The 22,088-nt window shown below is 70.3% G+C and carries 24 protein-coding genes; 10 read left to right on the top strand and 14 right to left on the bottom strand.

What is annotated here, in order from left to right; translation table 11 throughout:
• Positions 1 to 12: 12 nt before the first annotated feature.
• From ABZ215_RS32320 to ABZ215_RS32310, 3 genes are all read right to left on the bottom strand, one after another.
• Positions 13 to 1,548: an amino acid permease gene (locus ABZ215_RS32320; protein ID WP_020422273.1), complete on the bottom strand. Its 1,536-nt coding sequence runs from the start codon at positions 1,546 to 1,548 to the stop codon at positions 13 to 15.
• 80 nt (positions 1,549 to 1,628) lie between these two features.
• Positions 1,629 to 2,543, bottom strand: a complete 915-nt coding sequence (locus tag ABZ215_RS32315; RefSeq protein ID WP_027936491.1) for a cation diffusion facilitator family transporter — start codon at positions 2,541 to 2,543, stop codon at positions 1,629 to 1,631.
• A 57-nt stretch (positions 2,544 to 2,600) separates the two neighbouring features.
• A complete protein-coding gene (locus ABZ215_RS32310) occupies positions 2,601 to 3,059 on the bottom strand; it encodes a DUF2000 domain-containing protein (protein ID WP_354953977.1) in 459 nt (152 codons plus the stop codon).
• Between the two features lie 80 nt (positions 3,060 to 3,139).
• On the opposite strand from ABZ215_RS32310, the gene ABZ215_RS32305 reads away from it, so the two are divergent.
• From ABZ215_RS32305 to ABZ215_RS32295, 3 genes are all read left to right on the top strand, one after another.
• Positions 3,140 to 3,592, top strand: a complete 453-nt coding sequence (locus ABZ215_RS32305; RefSeq protein WP_027936492.1) for an Lrp/AsnC family transcriptional regulator — start codon at positions 3,140 to 3,142, stop codon at positions 3,590 to 3,592.
• A 296-nt stretch (positions 3,593 to 3,888) separates the two neighbouring features.
• The gene (locus tag ABZ215_RS32300) at positions 3,889 to 4,047 is read left to right on the top strand and encodes a hypothetical protein (RefSeq protein ID WP_354953975.1); all 159 of its coding nucleotides are present in this window, start codon (positions 3,889 to 3,891) and stop codon (positions 4,045 to 4,047) included.
• Between the two features lie 9 nt (positions 4,048 to 4,056).
• The gene (locus ABZ215_RS32295; RefSeq protein ID WP_354953985.1) at positions 4,057 to 4,413 is read left to right on the top strand and encodes a transposase; all 357 of its coding nucleotides are present in this window, start codon (positions 4,057 to 4,059) and stop codon (positions 4,411 to 4,413) included.
• Positions 4,414 to 4,433: 20 nt separating this feature from the next.
• Here ABZ215_RS32295 and ABZ215_RS32290 read toward each other — a convergent pair whose 3' ends face one another.
• The 6 genes from ABZ215_RS32290 to ABZ215_RS32265 all read right to left on the bottom strand — a co-directional run bounded on the left by ABZ215_RS32290 (position 4,434) and on the right by ABZ215_RS32265 (position 9,476).
• Positions 4,434 to 5,054, bottom strand: coding sequence for a maleylpyruvate isomerase family mycothiol-dependent enzyme (locus tag ABZ215_RS32290; RefSeq protein WP_354953973.1), 621 nt, complete (start codon positions 5,052 to 5,054; stop codon positions 4,434 to 4,436).
• A gap of 37 nt (positions 5,055 to 5,091) precedes the next feature.
• A complete protein-coding gene (gene manA / locus ABZ215_RS32285; RefSeq protein ID WP_020422279.1) occupies positions 5,092 to 6,315 on the bottom strand; it encodes a mannose-6-phosphate isomerase, class I in 1,224 nt (407 codons plus the stop codon).
• Positions 6,316 to 6,384: 69 nt separating this feature from the next.
• Positions 6,385 to 7,479: a hypothetical protein gene (locus ABZ215_RS32280; RefSeq protein ID WP_020422280.1), complete on the bottom strand. Its 1,095-nt coding sequence runs from the start codon at positions 7,477 to 7,479 to the stop codon at positions 6,385 to 6,387.
• A complete protein-coding gene (locus ABZ215_RS32275) occupies positions 7,463 to 7,675 on the bottom strand; it encodes a Trm112 family protein (protein WP_020422281.1) in 213 nt (70 codons plus the stop codon). Before ABZ215_RS32275 ends, ABZ215_RS32280 begins: the two co-directional genes overlap by 17 nt.
• Before the next feature lie 9 nt (positions 7,676 to 7,684).
• Positions 7,685 to 9,040, bottom strand: coding sequence for a phosphomannomutase/phosphoglucomutase (locus ABZ215_RS32270; protein ID WP_354953971.1), 1,356 nt, complete (start codon positions 9,038 to 9,040; stop codon positions 7,685 to 7,687).
• Between the two features lie 79 nt (positions 9,041 to 9,119).
• Entirely contained in the window at positions 9,120 to 9,476 is a 357-nt protein-coding gene (locus tag ABZ215_RS32265) for a DUF3499 domain-containing protein (protein WP_084506208.1), read from the bottom strand.
• Between the two features lie 96 nt (positions 9,477 to 9,572).
• Between ABZ215_RS32265 and ABZ215_RS32260 the strand changes: the two genes are divergently transcribed.
• Positions 9,573 to 10,034: a metallopeptidase family protein gene (locus ABZ215_RS32260; protein WP_020422284.1), complete on the top strand. Its 462-nt coding sequence runs from the start codon at positions 9,573 to 9,575 to the stop codon at positions 10,032 to 10,034.
• A 236-nt stretch (positions 10,035 to 10,270) separates the two neighbouring features.
• On the opposite strand, the gene ABZ215_RS32255 is transcribed toward ABZ215_RS32260, so the two are convergent.
• Together ABZ215_RS32255 and ABZ215_RS32250 are read right to left on the bottom strand one after the other, a co-directional pair.
• A complete protein-coding gene (locus tag ABZ215_RS32255) occupies positions 10,271 to 12,208 on the bottom strand; it encodes a hypothetical protein (protein ID WP_354953969.1) in 1,938 nt (645 codons plus the stop codon).
• Between the two features lie 135 nt (positions 12,209 to 12,343).
• The gene (locus ABZ215_RS32250) at positions 12,344 to 12,667 is read right to left on the bottom strand and encodes a WhiB family transcriptional regulator (RefSeq protein WP_026153473.1); all 324 of its coding nucleotides are present in this window, start codon (positions 12,665 to 12,667) and stop codon (positions 12,344 to 12,346) included.
• 213 nt (positions 12,668 to 12,880) lie between these two features.
• Between ABZ215_RS32250 and ABZ215_RS32245 the strand changes: the two genes are divergently transcribed.
• Positions 12,881 to 13,660: a site-2 protease family protein gene (locus tag ABZ215_RS32245; protein WP_027936494.1), complete on the top strand. Its 780-nt coding sequence runs from the start codon at positions 12,881 to 12,883 to the stop codon at positions 13,658 to 13,660.
• 3 nt (positions 13,661 to 13,663) lie between these two features.
• Here the strand turns inward: ABZ215_RS32245 and ABZ215_RS32240 are convergent, their stop codons facing one another.
• Genes ABZ215_RS32240 through mshB form a run of 3 tightly spaced genes read right to left on the bottom strand, consistent with a single transcriptional unit; the run spans position 13,664 to position 15,569 of the window.
• Positions 13,664 to 14,374 carry a hypothetical protein gene (locus tag ABZ215_RS32240; RefSeq protein ID WP_237336063.1) on the bottom strand — a complete coding sequence of 237 codons (711 nt, stop codon included), beginning with the start codon at positions 14,372 to 14,374 and terminating at the stop codon, positions 13,664 to 13,666.
• On the bottom strand, positions 14,367 to 14,738 hold the full coding sequence (locus tag ABZ215_RS32235; RefSeq protein ID WP_020422288.1) for a hypothetical protein: 372 nt from the start codon (positions 14,736 to 14,738) through the stop codon (positions 14,367 to 14,369). The genes ABZ215_RS32240 and ABZ215_RS32235 overlap by 8 nt, the downstream gene beginning before the upstream one ends.
• Positions 14,739 to 15,569 (bottom strand): N-acetyl-1-D-myo-inositol-2-amino-2-deoxy-alpha-D-glucopyranoside deacetylase, encoded by an 831-nt coding sequence (gene mshB, locus ABZ215_RS32230; RefSeq protein ID WP_020422289.1) that lies wholly within the window; start codon positions 15,567 to 15,569, stop codon positions 14,739 to 14,741.
• A gap of 384 nt (positions 15,570 to 15,953) precedes the next feature.
• On the opposite strand from mshB, the gene ABZ215_RS32225 reads away from it, so the two are divergent.
• The 5 genes from ABZ215_RS32225 (at position 15,954) to ABZ215_RS32205 (ending at position 21,915) form a co-directional block, all read left to right on the top strand.
• Positions 15,954 to 17,705 (top strand): ABC transporter family substrate-binding protein, encoded by a 1,752-nt coding sequence (locus ABZ215_RS32225; RefSeq protein ID WP_354953966.1) that lies wholly within the window; start codon positions 15,954 to 15,956, stop codon positions 17,703 to 17,705.
• A gap of 167 nt (positions 17,706 to 17,872) precedes the next feature.
• The gene (locus ABZ215_RS32220; RefSeq protein WP_020422291.1) at positions 17,873 to 18,853 is read left to right on the top strand and encodes an ABC transporter permease; all 981 of its coding nucleotides are present in this window, start codon (positions 17,873 to 17,875) and stop codon (positions 18,851 to 18,853) included.
• Complete coding sequence (locus ABZ215_RS32215) at positions 18,846 to 19,784, top strand: ABC transporter permease (protein WP_020422292.1); 939 nt, start codon at positions 18,846 to 18,848, stop codon at positions 19,782 to 19,784. The genes ABZ215_RS32220 and ABZ215_RS32215 overlap by 8 nt, the downstream gene beginning before the upstream one ends.
• Positions 19,781 to 20,866 (top strand): ABC transporter ATP-binding protein, encoded by a 1,086-nt coding sequence (locus tag ABZ215_RS32210; RefSeq protein ID WP_354953964.1) that lies wholly within the window; start codon positions 19,781 to 19,783, stop codon positions 20,864 to 20,866. The genes ABZ215_RS32215 and ABZ215_RS32210 overlap by 4 nt, the downstream gene beginning before the upstream one ends.
• Entirely contained in the window at positions 20,863 to 21,915 is a 1,053-nt protein-coding gene (locus ABZ215_RS32205) for an oligopeptide/dipeptide ABC transporter ATP-binding protein (RefSeq protein WP_020422294.1), read from the top strand. Before ABZ215_RS32210 ends, ABZ215_RS32205 begins: the two co-directional genes overlap by 4 nt.
• Positions 21,916 to 22,088 lie beyond the last annotated feature (173 nt).

The raw sequence follows: 22,088 nt of genomic DNA, 5'->3' as shown, positions 1-22,088 counted from the left end.
TCGTTTGCTGTCTCAGGGTTTCGTCGGATCGGCGCCTTCCACCGGCATCGGTGACTCGGTCGCGCCGCGCTTGCCGAGCAGGGAGTGGCGGCGGCTGTAGGCGAAGTAGATGACCACGCCCAGCGCCATCCAGGCCAGGAACCGCAGCCAGGTCAGCACCGTCAGGTTCAGCATCAGCCACAGGCACGCCAGGATCGCGAGGATCGGCACCACCGGCACCCACGGCACCCGGAACGCGCGCGGCAGGTCCGGACGCGTGCGGCGCAGCACCAGCACGCCGGCCGACACCAGCACGAACGCGAACAGCGTGCCGACGTTGACCATCTCCTCCAGCTTGTCCGCCGGGAAGAACGTGGCCGCCACCGCGACCAGCAGGCCGACCAGCATGGTCGCGCGCGCCGGGGTGCCCCGCTCGCTCGTGCGGGCCAGCGAGCGCGGCAGCAGGCCGTCGCGCGACATCGCGTACAGCACCCGGACCTGGCCTAGCATCAGCACCATCACCACGGTGGTCAGGCCGGCCAGCGCGCCGATCGAGATGACGTTCGCCGCCCAGTTGACGCCGTTCGCGGCGAACGCGGTCGCCAGCGTCTTGTGGCTGCCGTCGCCCGCGTCGGTGGCCAGGTCGGTGTAGGGCACCATGCCGACGACCACCAGCGACACGGCCACGTACAGCACGGTGACGATCGCCAGCGAGCCGAAGATGCCGCGCGGCACCGAGCGCTGCGGGTTCTTCGTCTCCTCCGCGGTGGTGGCCACGATGTCGAACCCGATGAACGCGAAGAACACCAGCGAGGCGCCTGCCAGCAGACCGAACAGGCCGAACGAGCTGCTCGCGCCGCCCGCGATGACCGAGAACAGCGACTGGTCGACGCCCGACTCACCGCTGGCCGCAGGGGCGCCCGGCGGGATGTAGGGCGAGTAGTTGGCGCCCTTGACGTAGAACAGGCCGAGCACGATCACGAACAGCACGATGCCGACCTTGATCGCGGTGATCACCATGGACACCCGGGAGGACAGCTTGGTGCCGATCGTCAGCACCAGGGCCAGCGCGAGCACCAGGATCAGCGCACCCCAGTCGACGGTGACGCCGCCGATGTCGAACGTCGTCTTCGCGCCGTCGCCGAAGATGTAGCCGAGCACCGTCTCCAGGTACACCGACCAGCCCTTGGACACCGCGGCGGCACCGACGGCGAGCTCGAGCACCAGGTCCCAGCCGATGATCCAGGCCATGAACTCGCCGAACGTCGCGTACGAGAACGTGTACGCGCTCCCGGCGACCGGCACCGTCGAGGCGAACTCGGCATAGCACAGCGCGGCGAGACCGCACGCGATCGCGGCGAACACGAACGCCAGCGACACCGACGGTCCGGCGTAGTCGCCCGCCGTGCGCGCGGTCAGCGTGAAGATACCGGCGCCGATCACGACCGCGACCCCGAACACCGTCAGGTCCCACGCGGACAGGTTGCGCCGCAACCTGGTGTCCGGCTCGTCGGTGTCCTTAATGGACTGCTCGATCGACTTCGTGCGCCACAGCCCGTTACCTGGCAAGGGTGTCTCCTCCCGGTGTCCTGGGTCTCAGGTCCGGTTGGTCACCCTAACGCGAACGGGTGAGGCGAGCGAATCGGAGGTCAGACGAGCTGGCGGTCCAGGTCCGGCTCCAGGTAGATCAGCCGCGCGGACGGCACCCGCTCGCGCACCCTGGCCTCGGCCGCGTCGATCTCGCCCGCCACCTCGGACAGCTCCAGGCGCGGGGCGAGCGCGAGCTTCGCGGCGACCAGCAGCTCGTCCGGGCCGAGGTACTGGGTGCGGATGTGGATGACGCGGTCGACGCGGCCGCCGGTCAGGGCCTCGCAGATGCTGTCCAGTTCGCGGTCGGTGGCGCCCTCGCCGATCAGCAGGCTCTTCATCTCGACGATGAGGATGATCGCGATGATGCCGAGCAGGACACCGATCATCACGGTGCCGATGCCGTCCCACACCGGCTCGCCGGTCACCTCGGACAGCCCGACGCCGATCAACGCGAAGATCAGGCCGAGCAGCGCGCCGGTGTCCTCCAGCAGCACGACCGGCAGCTCCGGCGTGCGCGACTGGCGGATGAACTGCCACCAGGTCGCGTCGCCCTTGATCTTGCGCGACTCCTTGATCGCGGTCATGAACGAGTAGGTCTCCAGGCCGATCGCGACGACCAGGATGCCGACCGCGACCAGCGGGCTGGTCAGCGGCTCCGGGTGCTCGATCTTGTGGATGCCCTCGTAGAGCGCGAACACCGAGCCGAGCGTGAACAGCATCAACGCGACCACGAACGACCAGAAGTACCGCTCCCGGCCGAAGCCGAACGGGTGCTCCCGGGTGGCCCGCCGCCGCGCCTGGCGCTGGCCGAGCAGGAGAAGACCCTGGTTGGACGTGTCGGCGACCGAGTGCACCGACTCGGCGAGCATGGACGACGACCCCGTGATCAGGAACCCGACGAACTTCGCCGCGGCGATCCCGGCGTTGGCGATCAATGCCGCGACGATCGCCTTCGTTCCGCCACTTGCCGACACGCTGACCCCCTGCTGAAGTCTTTCCGTTTTGTCGCAGTGAGCCTAGAGCTTCCCGCCTCAGCGCAGCAGTGGGAGTCCGCCGACCAGTTTGTCGATCTTGTTCCGCGGCCCCACCAGGCTCACGGCGTAGTACTCGAAGGCCTCCTCGTCGGTACCCGCCATGGCCTCGGTGTACTCCACGTAGGACCGGCTGGCCTGCGCGTGCTTGGACATGTCGGCGACGAAGACGCCCTCCCGGTTGGCGGCCTTCGTGCGGATCTGCAGCAGCTTCGCCGCGTCGGCGGCCAGGATCGAGCAGCCGGTCCACGGCAGCCCGGCGTGCGGGCGGGCGGAGGCGTCCTCGACCTGCGGGCCGACCAGGTCGGGCAGGACCCTGCCGACCGCGGCGCCGAGGCACGCGGTGGCGTTCGCGACGAGACCCGGCCCGAGCGACGGGTCGGCGACGATCACCCACTTGACCTTCGCGGTGCGGGTGGTGGCGTCGAGCTGAACTTCAACCTGAGGATCTGTGGTCACGAGCGCACAAGCTAGGCAAAGATGTGCGAGTCAGCCAGCAAGTCCGAACTTAATTCGACGGGAGGCCCGTTTTGACCCGCTTGGACGAACTTGATCAGGCGTTGCTGCGGGAACTGCAGCGCGACGGACGGCGGACCAACCGGGAACTGGCCGCCGCGACCGGCGTCTCGCCGTCCACGTCGCTGGAGCGCGTCCGCGCGCTGCGCGAGCGCGGGGTGATCCGCGGCTACAACGTCGACCTCGACCTGGCCAAGATCGGCCGCCCGGTGCAGGCGCTCATCGCCGTCCGGGTGCGCCCGCCCTCCCGGCCGGTCATCGATGCCTTCCGGGAATGGGTGACCCTGCTGCCCGAGACGCTGGGCGTGTTCGTGGTCTCCGGCGGCGAGGACTTCCTCGTGCACGTGGCGGTGCCGGACAACGACGCCCTGTACGCGTTCGTCATCGACCGCCTCACGCAGCGCAAGGAAGTGGCCGACGTGCGGACGAGCGTGGTCTACGAGCACATCCGCAGCCGCGTGATCGATCCGGCCTAGACGAGTAATGCGGAAGTCTGGGTGGTGTCTGGAGACGGACGAAGGGTGTTCAAGATCCGTTCGTGACGACAGACCTGAACACGACCGCTTGGCGGGCCGGCGTCGGCTGGGCCGGCCACCGAAGCGGACCGACGCCGAGTTGGTCACCCTGGCCGTGGCTCAGGCGTTGCTGGGGTTCACCTCCGAGGCCCGGTGGTTGTGGTTCCTGCCCGTCCGGATGCCCGGCGTTCCGGTACTTGCCCGGCCAGTCCGGCTACAACCGTCGCCCGCGTGCCGCGCTGCCACTGGTCAAACAGGTGATGCGCTGGTTGGCGGCGGACACCGACCTGTGGGCCGACGCCACCTGGATCGTCGACTCGACCCCGGTGGAGTGTGGCCGGTCCCTGCCCACTGTGAAGCGCTCGGACCTGGCCGGCTGGGCCAAGTACGGCTTCTGCCGCTCGCACTCCCGCTAGTTCTGGGGCCTGCGCCTGCACCTGCTCGCCGAGGACCCCGGACTGCTGATCATCGCCGACAAAGGCTACGTCTCCCGCGAACTCGACCACTACCTCACCGAGCGCGGCGTCCGGCTGATTCGGCCGTCCTACCGCAACCGCAAGCCCCATCCCGGTGAGCCGCTGCTCAAGTCCATCCGCCAGCTCATCGAATCGGTCAACGACACCCTCACAGGCCAACTGAACCTAGAACAGCACGGGGGACGCACCATCGAAGGCGTCGGCATCCGCATCGCCCAACGCCTCCTAGCCCTCACGGCCGCCATCTGGCACCACCGCGCCACCGGCCAACCCGCCACCCGATCCCTCACCGCCTACGACCACTGACCGAGTTACGCATCACTCGTCTAGCGCTCGCGGAGCAGAGCCACCCCGTCGCCGTCGAGTTCGTCGCAGTACGCCGTGCGGCCGGTCATCGCCATGATCAGCGCGAGGGTGGGTCCGGTGACCAGCGGGCCGGAGCCGGTCGCGAACGGGCCGTCGGTGGCGACCAGCCGCAACCCGCTGATGCGGCTCTTCGCGACGACGACCAGGTCCGAGCCCGCGTAGTACGCGGCCAGCCGGGTCAGCACCGGTTCCGGGTGGCCCCGCCGCAGCCCGAGCGGCCGCCGGATGTCCTCGCCGTGCACCACCGCTTCGCCGAGCAGGGCGATCACCGGCAGTGGCGGCTTCGTCGTGCTGCCGACGACCCGGCGGAACCGCGCGAGCGTGTCGGCCGGCGCGTCGCCGAGGTGCTCGGCCAGCCGCACCGCCACCTGCTTGTCGAAGTCGAAGCGGCAGCGGATCACCCCAGCCAGCCACCGCACGGGCGTCAGGCTCGCCGACGCGGTGAGGTGGGCGAGCACCTCGCGCACGGACAGCCCAGCGCAGAGCGACGGTGTCGCCCACTGCTCGTCGGTCAGGTCGGCGAGGTCATCCGCGAGTGCCTTCCGTTCGGCGTGCACCAGCGGCCAGAGGTTTTCGGTCATGCCGCATACGACCGTTCCGGCACCGCCGGAATCATCGCTACAGGCAGCCCGATGTGGCGCGGAACAACTGCGTCCGGCCGCTCTCCGCGGGGTGCACGGCGACCGCCGGGTCCGAAGCCGGCACCCACACCGACTGCCCGCGGCGCAGTTCGATCTCCTGGCCGCTCTCCGCCTTGATCCGCACCGAACCCTGCGTGCACAGCAGGATCTGCGGCTTGCCGTTGTCGACGCGCAGCGAACCGGTCTCCCCGGCCTCCCACTCGCACCGGGACAGCTCGAACTCCGGCGCGTCGGTCGTGTACACCTCGCCGCACGCGGACGGCTCACCGCGCAGGATCGGCATGTCCGCGCAGGTGAAGTCGACGACGCGGAGCAGCTCGGGCACGTCCACGTGCTTCGGCGTGAGCCCGCAGCGCAGGATGTTGTCCGAGTTCGCGAGGATCTCCACGGCCGTGCCGTGCAGGTACAGGTGCAGGTTCCCGGCGGGCAGGTAGATCGCCTCGCCCGCGCTCAGCGTCAGCCGGTTCAGCAGCAGCGCGGCCAGCACACCGGCGTCCCGCGGGTGCGCCTCGCCCAGTTCGAGGATCGTGCGGCACTCGACGTCGAACTCGCCGTGGTCCTTCACGTGCAGCACACACGCGTCGAGCACCTCGGGCAGCAGCTCGTCCAGCACCGGCTGCGGCAGCGTGATCCACGTGGTGAACAGCGCACGCAGGCCGTCGGAATCCGGCTGGGCGGCCAGCAGCTCGGTGTACTTCGCCAGACCGGGGGTCTCGATGGCGCGCAGCAGCTCGACCGTGCGCTCCGGCTTGCGGAAGCCCGCGAGCGCGTGGAACTCGGTCAGCGCGCACACCAGTTCGGGCTTCGCGGTCGGGTCCGGGTAGTTCCGGTTCGGCGCGTCCCGCGGGATGCCGGCGGCCTCCTCGCGGGCGTAGCCCTCGGCCGACTGCTCGGCCGACGGGTGCGCCTGCATCGACAGCGGCTCCTCGACGGCGAGGATCTTCAGCAGGAACGGCAGCCGGTTGCCCCAGTGCTCGGCGCACTCCCGGCCCAGCTGGCCGAGCGGATCGGCCTCGACGAGTTCCAGCAGGCTGCGCTCGTCACCGTCCGGGCCGACGATGCGCGACGGGTCGCCGGGGTGGGCGCCCATCCACAGCTCCGCCTCCGGGTGCGGCGCGGGCACCTCGCGTCCCAGCAGCTCGGGGATGGTCGTCCGGGACCCCCAGGCGTAGGGCCGCACCGCATTGCGCAGCAGCTCCACTGTCTTCTCAACTCCTTGGCTCTTCCAACCCCTCGCCCGATTCCCGCGGGATCGGGCCCGAAACCGGCGTCAGGCGGACGCGGGCTCGTAGTGCCCGCCACCACCCGTGGTGGCGGTCGCCAGCCCGAGGTAGACCGCGGCCAGCTCGAACCGTAGCGCGAGCACCCCGGCGCGCACGGGCTCGTCACCGACGATCTCGTCCGCTGGGGCGACCACTCCGGCCCCGGGAAGCGTATGCGAAGCGTCGTGGCGCGCCGCGTCGGCCGCCGGGCCGCTGTGCACCGCGAGCAGCAGCACCCGGTAGTTCGGCAGGTCGGTGTCGAAATCGGGGTCGGCGAAGATGTCCCGCTCGCCGGAGCTGCTCGCCGCGGCCTGGCGCAGAGCGCGACGGGTCAGCGCCTGCCGGTAGTCGGCGATGTCGGCGACCACCCCGGCGAACGAGCCCAGCGCGTATCCGGCGTGCTGGGCGACCGCGACCGCGATCGGGTCCAGCCCCCACAGCAGCGGGATCCGGTCGGCGAGCCGCAGGGCGAGCGCCTTGGCGGGGTTGGCGAAGGAGTCGCGGCCGAGGTGGCCGCGCTCGGCCTCGGAGTCGAGCTGGTCGGCCAGCAACTGCACGTCGGCGACCAGCAGGCCGAGTGCGTTCGCGGTGAGCAGCCCGGCGGCCAGGCCGCGGGCGAAGGTCAGTTCGGGCGGCACCGGGACCCGCGGGACGAGCTGCACGCCCTTGCCCGCCAGCGACGCCGCGACCGGGCCCTCGTTCGGCGCGGACAGCACGACCGTCGCCCCGTACCGCGCGGCGCGCTCCACGCCGGCGGCCAGCTCGCGGTCGAACGGGTCGTCGGTGTGCGCGAAGACGACGTCCAGCGCCCCGATCCACGGCGGCACCGCCTCGCTGACCACGACCGGCGCCGGGCAGGCCGGCGCCAGCAGCGCGTACAGCAGACGCGCCACGCTCCGGCTCACCCCGGGACGGACGATGAGCACCAGCGCCCGCGGACGGCCGAGGTCGAGCCGGTCGGCCAGCTCGGCGTCCGCGGCGACCTCGGCGGTGGAGCGCACCTGGGCGCCAGCCATCGCCGCCGCCCTCAGCAGTCCTGCAGTGTCGGCCTCCGCCAGGCGCGCGGGGTCGTCCAGGAGGGTGTCGTCAAGCACCGTCGGCACGGGACTCACCCGGAATCGTGGCCTCGTCGAGCAACAGCACCGGGATGCCGTCCCGGACCGGGTACTCGCGACCACAGGAGGTGCACGTCAGCGCGTCGGCCTCCGGGTCGCTCGCCGTTCCGGGGCGCAGCGGCGCGTGGTCGTCGGACGGGCACGCCAGGATCTCCAGCAACTGGGCATCGAGCGCGACTGCCATGGAACCTCCCTAGCTGCGAACGATCGCGAGGACTTCGTCGGTCAGCGCGCGGACCGCGTCCTCGTCGGCGGCCTCGACGTTGAGCCGCAGCAGCGGCTCGGTGTTGGACGGGCGCAGATTGAACCACGCCTTGTTCGGCAGCTTCACGGTCAGGCCGTCCATCTCGTCGATCTCGACGCCGGGGCGGCTGCCGAACGCGTCCTTGACCGCGAGCTGCTTGGCGACCTGGTCGTCGACCGTCGAGTTGATCTCGCCGGACGCCGCGTAACGCGAGTACTCCGCGGTCAGCTCGGACAGCGGCCGGTCCTGCTCGCCGAGCGCGGCCAGCACGTGCAGCGCGGCCAGCATGCCGGTGTCGGCGCGCCAGAAGTCGCGGAAGTAGTAGTGCGCGGAGTGCTCGCCGCCGAAGATCGCGCCGGTGGCGGCCATCTCCTGTTTGATGAACGAGTGCCCGACCCTGGTGCGCACCGGCTTGCCGCCGTGCTCGGCGACGATCTCCGGCACGGCCTGCGAGGTGATCAGGTTGTGGATGATCGTGCCGCCGGGGTCCTTGGCCAGCTCGCGCACGGCGACCAGCGCGGTGATCGCGCTCGGCGACACCGGGTCGCCGTTCTCGTCGACCACGAAGCAGCGGTCGGCGTCGCCGTCGAAGGCCAGGCCCGCGTCGGCGCGCACCTCGCGGACCTTGGCCTGCAGGTCGACCAGGTTCTTCGGGTCGAGCGGGTTGGCCTCGTGGTTGGGGAAGCTGCCATCGAGCTCGAAGTACATCGGCACGATCTCGATCGGCAGGCCCTCGAACACGGTCGGGACCGTGTGGCCGCCCATGCCGTTGCCCGCGTCGACGGCGATCTTCAACGGGCGGCTGCCGGACAGGTCGACCAGCTTGCGCAGGTACGCGGCGTAGTCGCGGAGGACGTCCCGCTCGGTGACGCTGCCTGGCTGGCCGGCGAACTCCGGCACGCCCTGCTCGACGGTGTCGCGGATCTCGGCGAGCCCGGACTCCTGCCCCACCGGGGCGGCGCCCGCGCGGCAGAGCTTGATGCCGTTGTACTTGGCCGGGTTGTGGCTCGCGGTGAACATCGCGCCGGGCATGTTGAGCGACCCGGAGGCGAAGTAGAGCTGGTCGGTGCTGCACAGGCCGATCGACACGACGTCCAGGCCCTGCGAGGTGACGCCCTCGGCGAACGCGGCGGCCAGGCCGGGCGAGGACTCGCGCATGTCGTGGCCGATCACCACCGACGGCGACTCCGGCTTGATCAGCAGCGCGAAGGCGGCGCCGAAGTCCCGTACGAGGCCGGCGTCCAGCTGCTCGCCGACGACGCCCCGGATGTCGTAGGCCTTGACGATGGCCGACAGGTCTGACACGCGCTCTCCCCGAGAGTTGTCCATGGGCTGCGGATACCCGAGAGCCTACCGGGGGAACGCCAGGCGGATGTGGCGTGACCTACGAGATCGGGTCGGGCAGCACCCGCAGGTGGCCGCGACGGCCGGAGGGGCCCTCCGGTTCCGGCGGCGGGGCGGGCTTGTCCGACCGGCCGGCCTCCCGGACGGCCTCGGCGAGCGCCGTGAGCTCGTCGTCGGACCGGTCCGGGGCGGCGAACTCGCCCTCGTGCCGGACGACCTCCCAGCCCCGGGGCGCGGTCAGGCGGAGCGCGTGCGCCTCGCACAGGTCGTAGGAATGCGGCTCGGACGCCGTCGCGAGGGGACCGACCACCGCGGTCGAATCGCTGTAGGCGTAGGTAAGCGTGGCGACGGCCGGGTTCAGGCACCCCGTTCGCGAACACTTTCGTACGCTCGACACGATCAGGGACGATAGCGCTTCCCCCTGACAAGTGCGCGCAGGCGCACCGGTGCAGGCCACCGACCGAGGCCAACGCGTAACCTTCCGGATGTGTCTATGGCTCGAAGTTCCCGGCACCGGCGGCGTGTCCGCCGGGACCGGCATGGCCGCGGGCTGCGCGGGCCGCTGTACCCGGCGACCCTGCCGGCCGCGGCCAGCCGTGCGGAGAAGTTCGACCAGCTCGTGCTCGATGCGCTGGAGCCGATCGAGGCCAGGTGGCGGGACCAGCTGACCAAGCTCGACGTGGCGGTCGACGACGTGCCGGAGATCCGCGGCGCGGGCGGCCCGGCGGACGACGGGGTGCTCCACGACGGGGCGGTGCCGCTGTCCCGCCTGGTCCCGGCGGGTGTCGACCGGGTCGGCCTGCCGACGCGCGCGCGGATCGTGCTGTACCGGCGGCCGCTGGAGGCGCGGGCCAAGGACCCGGGCGAACTGGCCGAGCTCGTGCACGACGTGCTGGTGGAGCAGGTGGCGGGCTACCTGGGCGTCGAACCGGACATCATCGAGGGCGGCGAGTAGTTCCCCGGGCGGTGCCCGGAACGAGTGGTTTCCGGGCCGTTGGTTCTCGGGTGGGTGGCGGCGGCCCCGGCCGGCTCGTGGGCGCAGCGGCTGCGCGGGACTGCCGGATTGCTAAGGAGCGCACCACGGCCAGCGGTTCCACCGCAGCGGGCACCGGTGAGAAGCGCACCGGCGCCACCGCCGGCCCTCCAGCGGCTCGTGCCTCGCGACCGTCCTGCGCGGGCCTGCCGGATCGCTCAGGAGTGCGCCGGCTCCGCTGTCGGCTCCAGTGGGCGTGGTTCGCGCAGCCTGGTCGGCACCGCGGTCAGCAGGGTGAACAGCGCGGCCGCGATCTGGACCAGCAGCAGCACGTCCCGCAGCGTCGACGGGTGCTCGAGCGTCACCTCGGCCTGGCTGGTCGGCACCGCGACGGCCACCTGGTGCCCCCACGCCGGCACGACCGGCACCGGCTTGCCGTCCACCTGCGCGCGCCACCCGTCCTCGTGCTCGGCGGCCAGCACCAGCAGCCGCCCCGGCACGCCCTCCGACACCCGCACCCGCACGTCCGGCAGCTGCGCGTCCACCGGCGTCACCCCGAGCGTGCTCGTCGGCGCCTGCGACGTCACCGCCTGGCGCGCCACCCCGGGCGGGATCAACACGACCTGCCCGCCCGGCTCCAGCAGCCGCAGCACCGGCCGCCCGTCGGACGTCGGCGCCACCGACGACGCCAGGTCACCGGCCATCGTGACGATCGGGCGCGGATCGGCGCCCGCGGGCAGCACCACGAACAGCGCCCCGGACGCCGCGGCGCCGGACAACGCGGCCCTGGTCCGGCCCGGCTCGGGGTCGGTCAGCGCGTCCTGCCACCCGGCCAGCCGGGCGGGCGTCGCCGCGCTCACCGCCAGATGCTCGTCCCCGAACCGCGGCATCCGGCCGCCCGTCTGCAGCGCGGGCGCGTCCCCGGCGTCCAGGACCAGCACCGACCGGCCGGTGCGGGCCAGCTCGTCGGCCTGGTCCTGCGCCAGCGCCGGCCCGCCACCGGAGTGCAGCGGCCCGCCGCTGCCCGCCACGACTACCCCGACGGCCAGCGCCACCAGCAGCACCCCGCCACCGGCGAGAAAGGGCTTTCCGACCGCGCCACGGCAGGCCGACAGCACGATCCACAGCAGCCCGGCCCCGATGACCAGCAGCGGCACCCCGGCGAAACCCGGCGACACCGGCCCGCCCTGCAGCGGCGCCACTTCCACCAGCCGCACGACCAGCAGCCCGGCGACGCCGAGCACCACCACGGCGAGCCCGGCACCGGCGGCCCGGCCCGGCCGCACCGCGAACGCGATCACGGCCGCCAGCAGCAACGCGAGCCCGACCGGCCACGCCCCGGCGCCGCCCGGGTCCAGCCCGGCCAGGTCGACCGCGGTCACCGGATCCCCCGGCCCGCTCAGCCCGTGCAGCACCAGCGCCGGGTGGTTCACCAGCACGGTCGGCCACGGCATCAGCAACGCCAGCGGCACCAGCACGACGATGACCACCGACGCGGCCCGCTTGAGCAGCGGCGCGGGCGAGGGCAGCACGACGAACCCGACGAGCAGCCCGGCCAGCGCGAGCAGGTGCGCCAGCGGCGAGAACGCGCCCAGCAACGCCAGGCCGAGCGCGCACAGCGACGACGAGTGCAGCCACCGCTGCCCCGGATCGGCGAGCACGCCCGCGATGCCGGCGATCACCGGCGGCAGCAGGATGTGGGCGGCCACGACGTCGAGCCGGCCCTGCGACACCGCGGCGGTCGCGGCGGGCAGCAGCCCGTAGGCGGCGGCGATCACCGCGCGCACCCAGGGCTGCACCGCCAAGCGCCGCGTCGCGAAGAACGCCGACACCCCGGCGAGCGGAGCGTCGGCGATCATCAACAACGACACGAACCCGTGCGGCGTGAACACCGCACCGAAGGTGCCGAGCACGGCCAGCGCGGCCGGCGCGGCGCTCGCGGTGCCACCGTTCACAGCGTGCCAGCCCGCGAGGTAAGCCGACCAGACCTCGCTCAGCGAACCGGCTTCGAGGAGCCGTCCGCCGGCGAGGTCGAACCCCAGTCGTCCCGCGTTCACCGACAGCCCCAGCGCGGCGAGCACCACGAAAACGCCCGCCACCGGGGCGATCCTGGCCACCTTCGAGGTCCTGTCCGGGACGTTCACGTTGTCGGGCAAGGCTTCTCCAGTGGGCGGCGGCGATCGGTGAGGATCTTCTGCCGCGCCAGCCTAGCTGAGCCGACCGTGACTCCACGCACCCGCACGAGCACGCGGAGACCTGTCACCTCGTTGTGAAGCAGGCGTTAAATTTCCTTACACAGCCCGCTTTTTGAGCTTCCGACGCTCCCGTTCGGACAGACCGCCCCAGATGCCGAAGCGCTCGTCGTGCGCCAGCGCGTACTCCAGGCATTCGCCCTTCACTTCGCAGCCCTGGCAAATCCGCTTCGCCTCACGGGTCGAGCCGCCCTTCTCCGGGAAGAACGCCTCTGGATCGGTCTGCGCGCACAGTGCGCGGTCCTGCCACTCGGGGGGCTCGTCGTTGTCGAAGAGGTCGACGAGCTCGCCCAGCTCCACCTCCGGGCCTTCTCGCCACTCCACGACGTTCCCCCAATCCCTTCCGTCGGATTCCAACCGCACGTCCGCCTCCTCTGCTTCCACGCACTCCCCAGGCTGGCGGTCTTGCATCGCCGTCACCGTCGCCCCCTTGCAGCAACGAATAACAGCACTGTGATTACACCCGTGTAATGAGGCTAGGTCAAGCGGAGTAGCGAGGTTGGGGGATGCTTCTGCCCCGTCGCGCAAGCGGACACGCCGAACATCAACTCGCCAGGATGCGACAGACTGGACCCCGTGCAACGATCCGCGGTCCGACCAAGTCCTGTCTTCTTCGGCATTCTCGCACTCACCGTAGTGGGTGGCCTACTGGCCGCGTTCGGTGACGCGAGCACACTGCTCACTTCCGACCAAGACCCGATGGTGGTAGCCGGCGTCTTCATCCTCGTGATCGCCGGCTGGGTGCTCTCACTCACGCTGCACGAGTTCGGGCACGCCTTCGTCGCCTTCAAGGGCGGCGACTACGAGGTGGCCTCCAAGGGCTACCTGTCGATGGACGTCCGGCACTACACCGATCCGGTGCTGTCGATCGTGCTGCCGCTCGTCTTCCTGCTCATCGGCGGCATCCCGCTGCCCGGTGGCGCGGTGTGGATCAACCGCTGGGCGCTGCGCACCCGCGGTGTCGCGTCCTGGGTGTCGCTCGCCGGGCCGCTGTCCAACCTGCTGATCGGCATCGTGCTGACCGTGGTCGTGATGCTGGTGCCGATGCCGATCGGCCTGCTGGCGGGCCTGTCGTTCCTGGCGCTGCTGCAGATCGCGACGTTCGTGCTGAACATCCTGCCGGTGCCCGGGCTCGACGGCTACGGCGCGATCGAGCCGTACCTGTCACCGGAGGCGCGCGAGTTCGGCGCGAAGGCGCGGCCGTGGGCGCCGCTGGTCCTGTTCGCCCTGCTGTTCGCGGTGCCCGCGGTCGGCGACGCGTTCTGGGACCTGGTCACGTTCATCTACGGAGCGGTCGGCGGCGACGACGTCGCGGCGGCGGTCGGCCAGTACACCTTCCTGTTCTGGCGCCACTGAGGTTCAGGCCGCGCGGGCGAGCCACTCGTCCGCGCGGCGCACGACCCGCTTCAGCCCGCTGCGCTCGCCGAGGTAGTCGCCGACCAGGCCGACCACCGGCAGCATCCCGACGGCCCGGTGGTAGAACCGGCCGTGCGGCCGCTTCTCCAGCTCGTCGGTGATGGCCAGCAGCGAGCGGCCCATGCGCCACAGCGTCTTGCCCGCCGACTTCAGCGTGATGCGGCGCGGCCGGTGCTCCGCCTGGGAGAACTCGCCGGCCAGCTTCGCGGTCTCGGCGTCCTCGTCGGCGGCGTCGAACTCCTCGTTCTTGCCCGCGGCGAGCGCCGGGTCGATGTCGCGCTGGAAGAGCACCCAGGCGACCAGCCGGACCTTCTCGCCGACGTCGCGGACGCCGTACTCCTCCGCGATGGCGGTCAGCAGCAGCGCCTGCGCCGCCGTGCCCAGCGCGTCCTGCACCGGCAGCCGGTCGGCGAGCGCGCCGCCGAGGCCGGGGATCGAGGTGACCAGAGACGTCAGCCTGCCGAGGCGGTTGACCCACCAGTCGATGTGGCCGTCGCGGTCGGTCGCCTCCCACGCGGCCGAACCGGGCACCCGCACCGAAGCCAGGCCCTCCAGCCGTCCCGGCGTGCGGAGCGCGTGCAGCACCGGGCCGGACGCGCGCACGACCGGGCGCAGCACGCCGACGACCTGACGATCGGAAATCGCTTCACCCACGGCTGGCAGCACCCTTCTTCGGCGGTACGGCGAGCGCGCCACCGAGGCTCATGGCCGCCGGCAGTGCCCCGCCGGCGATGAGCAGCAACGCTCGCCAGTCCTGCAGCAGCACGAGATCCCCGCCGGGCCCGAACAGCCCGACGATCACTATGACCAATACCCACGCGACGAGCGGCGCAAACGCCGCCCGCGGCGCCACCAGCCGCCCGGCCAGCCGCACGAGCAGCGGGGTGGTGAGCGCCGCGACGAGCACGGTCACCGGGAACGGGATGGTCCCGCCGACGTACAGCGGCAGGAAGAACAACTCGAGCACCGCCAGCAGCGCCGCGTCGAGCACCAGCAGCACCAGCAGCAGCCTGGACACCTACAGCCCTCCGAACAGGTCGCGCTCCGCGCCCTCCGCCGGGCCGCGCACGAGTACATAGTGCTCGACCTCGTCGATGGGCTGCGCGATGCCGTTGGACAACGCGAACGCCGGGGGCCGCACGCTGATCTGCGTCTCGTGGGCGGCCAGCGCCGCGATCTTGGCGTCGAGGTGGTCGCGCACGTCGATCGCGGTGGTGATCTCCTCGTCCGGGGTGACCGGGAGCTCGCCGTCGGCGGGCAGCCGCCACGGCAGGCCGGGCTCCTCGCGCAGGCGCGCCACCCCGCGGGCGAGGGCGTCGCGGGACGCGGCGATGTGGAAGACCCGCCGCACGTAGGGGGCGTCCTCGACGGCGAGCATGGTTACAGCGTGTGCCCGGATGTGGTCCGGGTGCCCATACCCACCGAAGTCGTTGTAGGTCACCACCACATGGGGCCGGGTCTCGTCCAGAACGGCGCGCAACTGGGCGGCCTGCTCATGTGGATCTCCTCCGGAAAACGCCCGCGGGTGGTCGGCCGAGGGCGTGCCCGCCATGCCCGAATCACGCCAGCGCCCGATACCTCCCAGATAACACTGACGGGTCAACCCGAGCGCCCGGACGGCGGAGGCCAGTTCCCCCGCTCGGTAGCCCCCGAGCTGGTCCGCCGCCCACGCTCCGAGCTGGTCGAGCGCCTTGGGGATGATCTCCCCCTCCTCGCCGAGTGTGCAGGTCACGAGGGTCGTTTCGACCCCTTCGGCGGCGTAGCGGGCGATGGTCCCGCCGGTGGTGATGCTCTCGTCGTCGGGGTGGGCGTGGACGAGCAGGAGCCTGCGTGCGGAGGTAGCGGTCACGACTTCAGGTTAATTAGAAGATTGTGTGGCGTTCCTGTCACAGGCGTATGACTAGTCCTTTCGTGGGGTCCACAAAGTGGGACGCGTCGGTTATTCTCCCCCGAGCTACGCACCGCGCCGTAGCAGGGGAAATCCAAGAAGGGGTGCCCGTGCACCGAGATCCGGTGGGCAGGACCGGCGGCCACGAACGGCGACACTCGTCCCCCGTTCGAGTGAGGGACCGCGCGTCACTGTTCCATCACAATCTCACGCTGAGTGGCCGTCTCGGCTGTTCCGCTGCCTAGGTTGCACGACTACGGTGGGCAAACTCGATCACCTCGACAGTTCGCCGCCACAGGACGAGGCCGCCTCGCTACCCACGACGGCGTCGAGCAAGGAGAATGAATGTTAGGGAAGACCAAGTCACGTGCCGCCAGAATCGGCGCGCTCGCCGCGACCGCCGCGCTGGTCCTCGCCGCGTGTGGCGGCGGCGGTGGTGACAACAGCGGTGTGCAGACCGGCCAGGCCTTCGCCGAGTGCGACGCCAACGCCAACGCGTGCAACTCGGCCGCCGCTGACCAGCTGCAGGACGGCGGTGACGTCACCTTCGCGATCGAGAAGAACATCCCGAACTGGAACGTCACGTCCGGTGAGGGCAACGTCTTCGAGACCGGCATGGTGACCAAGGGCATCCTGCCCTACACCTTCTACACGACGCCGGACCTCAAGCCGACGCTGGCGACGGACTTCGTGACCTCGGCCGACATCACCAGCACGAACCCGCAGACGGTGGTCTACAAGATCAACCCGAAGGCCGTGTGGTCCGACGGCACGCCGATCACGGCGGACGACTTCATCTACAACTGGAAGGTCCAGAACGGCAAGGACTGCCCGGACTGCGCCCCCGCCAGCACCTCCGGTTACGACCGGATCGCCTCGGTCGTGGGCTCGGACAACGGCAAGACGGTCACGGTGACCTTCACCGACCCGTTCACCGACTGGAAGGTCCTGTGGAGCTCGACCGGTGCGATGTACCCCGCGCACCTGGCCGCCCAGCACGGTGACCTGAACACCCCGGCCGGCCTGGCCGCGTCGTACAAGTGGTTCGGCGAGACCGTCCCGACCTGGTCCGGCGGTCCGTGGAAGATCGACAACTTCCAGAACAACGTGTCGGTCACCATGGTGCCGAACCCCGCGTGGTGGGGCGCCAAGCCGAAGCTGTCGCGCGTGATCTTCCGGATCATCACCGACGCCTCGCAGGAGCCGACGGCCCTGCAGAACAACGAGGTCCAGGTCATCTACCCGCAGCCGCAGGTCGACCTGGTCAACCAGGTGCGCAACATCCCGAACGTGTCCTCCTACATCGGCCTCGGCCTGACCTGGGAGCACTTCGACTTCAACCTGAAGAACCCGGCGCTGGCCAACAAGGCGCTGCGCCAGGCGCTCTACACCGCGGTCGACGTCCAGGGCATCATCAACAAGACCGTCGGCCAGTTCACCGACAAGGTGAAGCCGCTGCAGAACCACAACTTCATGCCGGGCCAGGAGGGCTACAAGGACGTCATCTCGTCCACCGGCCAGGGCACGGGTGACATCAACAAGGCGAAGCAGATCCTCACCGAGGCCGGCTACAAGCTGCAGGGCGACCAGCTGATCGACCCGAGCGGCGCGGCGGTGCCGACCCTGCGGATGCGCTACACCGTGGGCAACCAGATCCGCCAGAACGAGTGCGAGCTGTTCCAGCAGGCCGCCAGCCAGCTGGGCGTCAAGGTGGACATCATCCCCACCGACGACCTCGGTGACACCACCAGCAACGGTGACTTCGACATCATCGTGTTCGCGTGGGTCGCCTCGCCGTTCCCGTTCTCCGGTGCTCAGCAGAACTGGACCACCGGTTCGGAGAGCAACTACGGCGAGTACTCCAACCCGCAGGTCGACAGCCTGATCGCGCAGGCCAACGCCGAGACCGACCAGGCCAAGGCGGCGGAACTGCTCAACCAGGCCGACCAGATCATGGCCGACGACGCGTACGTGCTTCCGCTGTACCAGAAGCCGACCTTCATCGCGTCGTACGACAACATCGCCAACATCCGCAACAACTCGACCCTCGACGGGCCGGTCTACAACATGCAGGAATGGGGCATCCGGAAGGGCTGACCCCCTGACCGGAGTACATTACTGAGAAGTAATTCGGTGGGGGAGACCGGCGACGCCGGTCTCCCCCACCCCCTAACCGCACAAAACCACCACAACTAGACAGGTCGCGCCGCCCGGTTCCGCCGTCACGAGCGGCGTGCTGGTCGAACTTCAGCAGGAAGACCTCCATGCTCGCCTTCGCATTGCGCCGGCTGCTCGTGTCGGTGCCGATCCTCATCTTGTCGACGTTCGTCGTCTTCGTGATGGTGTCGCTGTCGGCCAACCCGCTCAGCAACCTCATCACCCGAAATCCGCCACCGCCACCGCAGACCATCGCCGCCGAGACCCACCGGCTGCACCTGGACCAGCCGCTGATGGAGCGGTACTGGAACTGGATCACCGGCATCTTCCGCGGCGACTTCGGCCCGTCCGTCAACTCGACGATGGACATCGGCTCCGAGGTCATCTCCCGCTTCGGCGTCACGTTCCGCCTGATCTTCCTCGCGATGGTCATCGCGTTGATCCTGGCGATCGTCGTCGGCGCCGTCAGCGCCGTGAAGCAGTACTCCAAGCTGGACTACACGGCCACCTTCTTCGGCTTCCTCTTCCTGTCGATGCCCGCGTTCTGGCTCGCGGTGCTCCTGAAGCAGGCCGGCATCAACATCAACAACGCCGTCGGCGACCAGGTCTTCTACACGATCGGCGCGAGTTCGATCTACGTGAAGGGCGGCTTCTGGGCGCACTTCACGGACGTGCTGGGGCACATGATCCTGCCGACCATCTCGCTGGCGCTGATCTCCTACGCCTCCTGGAGCCGCTTCCAGCGCGGGTCGATGCTCGAGGTGCTCAACAGCGACTACGTGCGGCTCGCCCGCGCCAAGGGCCTGTCCCGCGGCGTCGTGATGCGGCGGCACGCGCTGCGCAACGCCCTCATCCCGCTGACCACCGTCACCGCGCTGGACCTCGCGTCCATCATCTCCGGCGCCGTCGTGACCGAGAAGGTGTTCCAGTGGCAGGGCGCGGGCACCTTCCTGCTCGACGCCATCGCCCAGAGCGACGTCTACGCCGTCGAGGCCTGGCTGCTGATCTCGGCGACCTTCGTCATCCTGTTCAACCTTGTCGCCGACCTGCTGTACGGCGTGCTCGACCCGAGGATCCGCCATGCCTGAGCCTTCGACCACCGAAACCACCGCGACGGCCCAGCTGCAGGACAGCCCCAAGGGCACCGTCGAGCGCGAGTTCACCGTCCAGGAGCGCGGCCAGTTCCAGCTGGTCCTGCGCCGCTTCATGCAACACCGGCTGGCCGTGGCGAGCCTGATCCTGCTGATCGTGATCGTGCTGCTGGCCTATGTCGGCGGCTGGCTCTGGAAGTACGGGCCCGAGGACATCACGCCGGACAACTCCGAGGCGCCGTCGCTGGCGCACCCGTTCGGCACCGACGCGGTCGGCAAGGACATGCTGGCCCAGGTGCTCCGCGGCACCCAGATCTCGCTGCAGATCTCCGTGCTGGTCGCGATCTTCTCCACGGTCGTCGGCACGATCTGGGGCGCGGTCGCCGGCTACTACCGCGGCTGGATCGACACCGTCCTGATGCGCATCGCCGACCTCGTGCTGACCCTGCCGCTGCTGGCCGTCGCCGCCGTGCTCGGCCACAACGCGGGCGGCAGCTGGTGGCTGATCGCGGTCGTCATCGCCGGCCTGTACTGGGCCTACGTGTCCCGCGTCGCGCGCGGCGTGGTGCTGTCGCTGCGGGAGAAGGAGTTCATCGAGGCGGCCCGCGCGCTCGGCGCCGGTGACGGCCGGATCATCTTCCGCCACCTGGTGCCCAACGCGCTCGGTTCGGTGATCGTGAACGCGACGATCCTGGTGTCCATCGGCATCCTGCTGGAGACCGCGCTGTCGTTCCTCGGCTTCGGCGTGCGGCCGCCGGACACCTCGCTCGGCCTGCTGGTGAGCAGCGCGCAGACGGCGGTCGACACCCGCCCGTGGCTGTTCTACTTCCCGGGCCTGTTCATCATCCTGATCGCGCTGACGATCAACTTCATCGGGGACGGGCTCCGCGACGCGTTCGACCCCCAGCAGACGAAGGTGCGCGCATGACCTCGTTCGACTCCCAGACGACGGCCGACCCCGTCCTCTCGGTGGAGGACCTCACCGTCCAGTTCCCCAGCGACGACGGCCTGGTGCAGGCCGTCCGCGGTGTGAGCTACCAGCTCGGCCGCGGTGAGGTGCTGGGCGTCGTCGGTGAATCCGGTTCCGGCAAGTCGGTGACCTCGCTGGCGATCATGGGCCTGCTGCCCCGCTCGGCGCGCGTCAAGGGCACGATCAACTTCAAGGGCCGCAACCTGCTGGAGCTGTCCGAGAAGGAGATGACGCGGGTCCGCGGCAGCGGCATCGCGATGGTCTTCCAGGACCCGATGACGTCGCTGAACCCGGTCTACCCGGTGGGCGACCAGATCGCCGAGGCCATCACCGCGCACCACGACGTGCGCAAGGACGTGGCCCGCAAGCAGGCCGTGGAGCTGCTGGACCTGGTGCGCATCCCGAACCCGCAGCAGCGGGCCACGGAGTACCCGCACCAGCTCTCCGGCGGTATGCGGCAGCGCGTGGTGATCGCGATCGCGATCGCCAACCGGCCCGAGGTGATCATCGCCGACGAGCCGACGACCGCGCTGGACGTGACGGTGCAGGCGCAGGTGCTGGACGCGCTGCAGGCGGCGAAGCAGGAGACCGGCGCCGCGATGGTGCTGATCACCCACGACCTCGGCGTCATCGCCGGGCAGGCCGACCGGGTGCAGGTCATGTACGCGGGCAAGGTGGTCGAGGCCGGCACGGTCGACGACATCTTCTACGCCCCGCGCATGCCCTACACGCTGGGCCTGCTCGGCAGCCTGCCGCGGCTGGACATCAAGACCGACCGGCTCACCCCGATCGCGGGTTCGCCGCCCTCGGTGGTCAACATGCCGCCGGGCTGCCCGTTCAGCCCGCGCTGCCCGATGGCGCAGGACATCTGCGACCGGGAGGAGCCGGTGCTCGCGCCGACCACCGACGGTCTGCACAAGGCGGCCTGCCACTTCAGCGACGAGCTGGCCGGCCGCGAAGCCACTGATCTGTTCAACCCCACCTCGGTCGACGACGTCGACGCGGTGGCCGCGGTGACCCCCGGGGAGAAGACCGAATGAGCGAGAGCGCAGCCGGCGTGCTGCCCGAGCAGGACCAGCGGACCCCCGTGCTGTCGGCCCGCAACGTCGTCAAGCACTTCCCGGTGCGCAGCGGCGGGCTGATCCGGCGTCAGATCGGCGAGGTCCAGGCCGTGTCCGGGGTGTCGTTCGACATCTACGAGCGGGAGACGCTCGCGCTGGTCGGCGAGTCGGGGTGCGGCAAGTCGACCACCGCGCGGGTGGTGCTGAACCTGCAGCCGGCCACCGCGGGCGAGGTGTTCTTCGAGGGCACCGAGCTGAGCAAGCTGCAGCGCAAGCAGATGCAGTCCCTGCGCAGGCAGATGCAGATCGTGTTCCAGGACCCGTACGCCTCGGTCGACCCGCGCATGCCGGTCAACGAGATCATCGCGGAGCCGCTGCGGATCCACAACCTGTACGAAAAGGGCGGCCGGGAGCGGGTGCGCGAGCTGCTCGCCACGGTCGGCCTGCGGCCCGAGCACGGCAACCGGTACCCGCACGAGTTCTCCGGCGGCCAGCGGCAGCGCATCGGCATCGCGCGGGCGCTCGCGCTGCAGCCGAAGCTGCTGGTGCTGGACGAGCCGGTGTCGGCGCTGGACGTGTCCATCCAGGCCGGTGTGCTGAACCTGCTGCAGGACCTGCAGTCGGAGTTCGGGCTGTCGTACCTGTTCGTGTCGCACGACCTGTCCGTGGTCCGGCACATCGCCAACCGCATCGCGGTGATGTACCTGGGCAAGATCGTCGAGACGGCGCCGTCGGAGGAGCTGTTCGAGAACCCGGCGCACCCGTACACGCAGGCGCTGATCTCGGCGATCCCGGTGCCCGACCCGCGCAAGGAACGCTCGCGGGAGCGCATCGTGATCACCGGTGACGTGCCGAGCCCGGCGAACCCGCCGAGCGGGTGCCGGTTCCGCACGCGGTGCCCGAAGTTCGCGAACGAGCTGACGGATGCGGAGCGCTCGAAGTGCATCGACGAGGAGCCGTTGCTCGTCGACCGAGGGCAGGGCCACCCGGCGGCTTGCCACTACGCACGGGCGCGGCAGCTGATCTGATTCTCAATCGCCGGCTTCGCTTCGCTACGCCCCGATCGAGAGAGTCCCTCCCGAACCCGATCTTTCAGTGTTCGGTTGCCGAGACACCGCGTCAAGGCGGGAAAGCGTGCCTTGACCCGGTGGCTCGGCAACCGATTGGGCTGGGGATCGGGTTGCGGGAGAGGGGTGGCTCG

This window comes from Amycolatopsis sp. NPDC006131 (assembly GCF_040614175.1).
Taxonomy (GTDB): domain Bacteria; phylum Actinomycetota; class Actinomycetes; order Mycobacteriales; family Pseudonocardiaceae; genus Amycolatopsis_E; species Amycolatopsis_E tucumanensis.
Note: the sequence above shows the minus strand (reverse complement) of the source record. Positions and strands in the feature narration are given on the sequence as shown.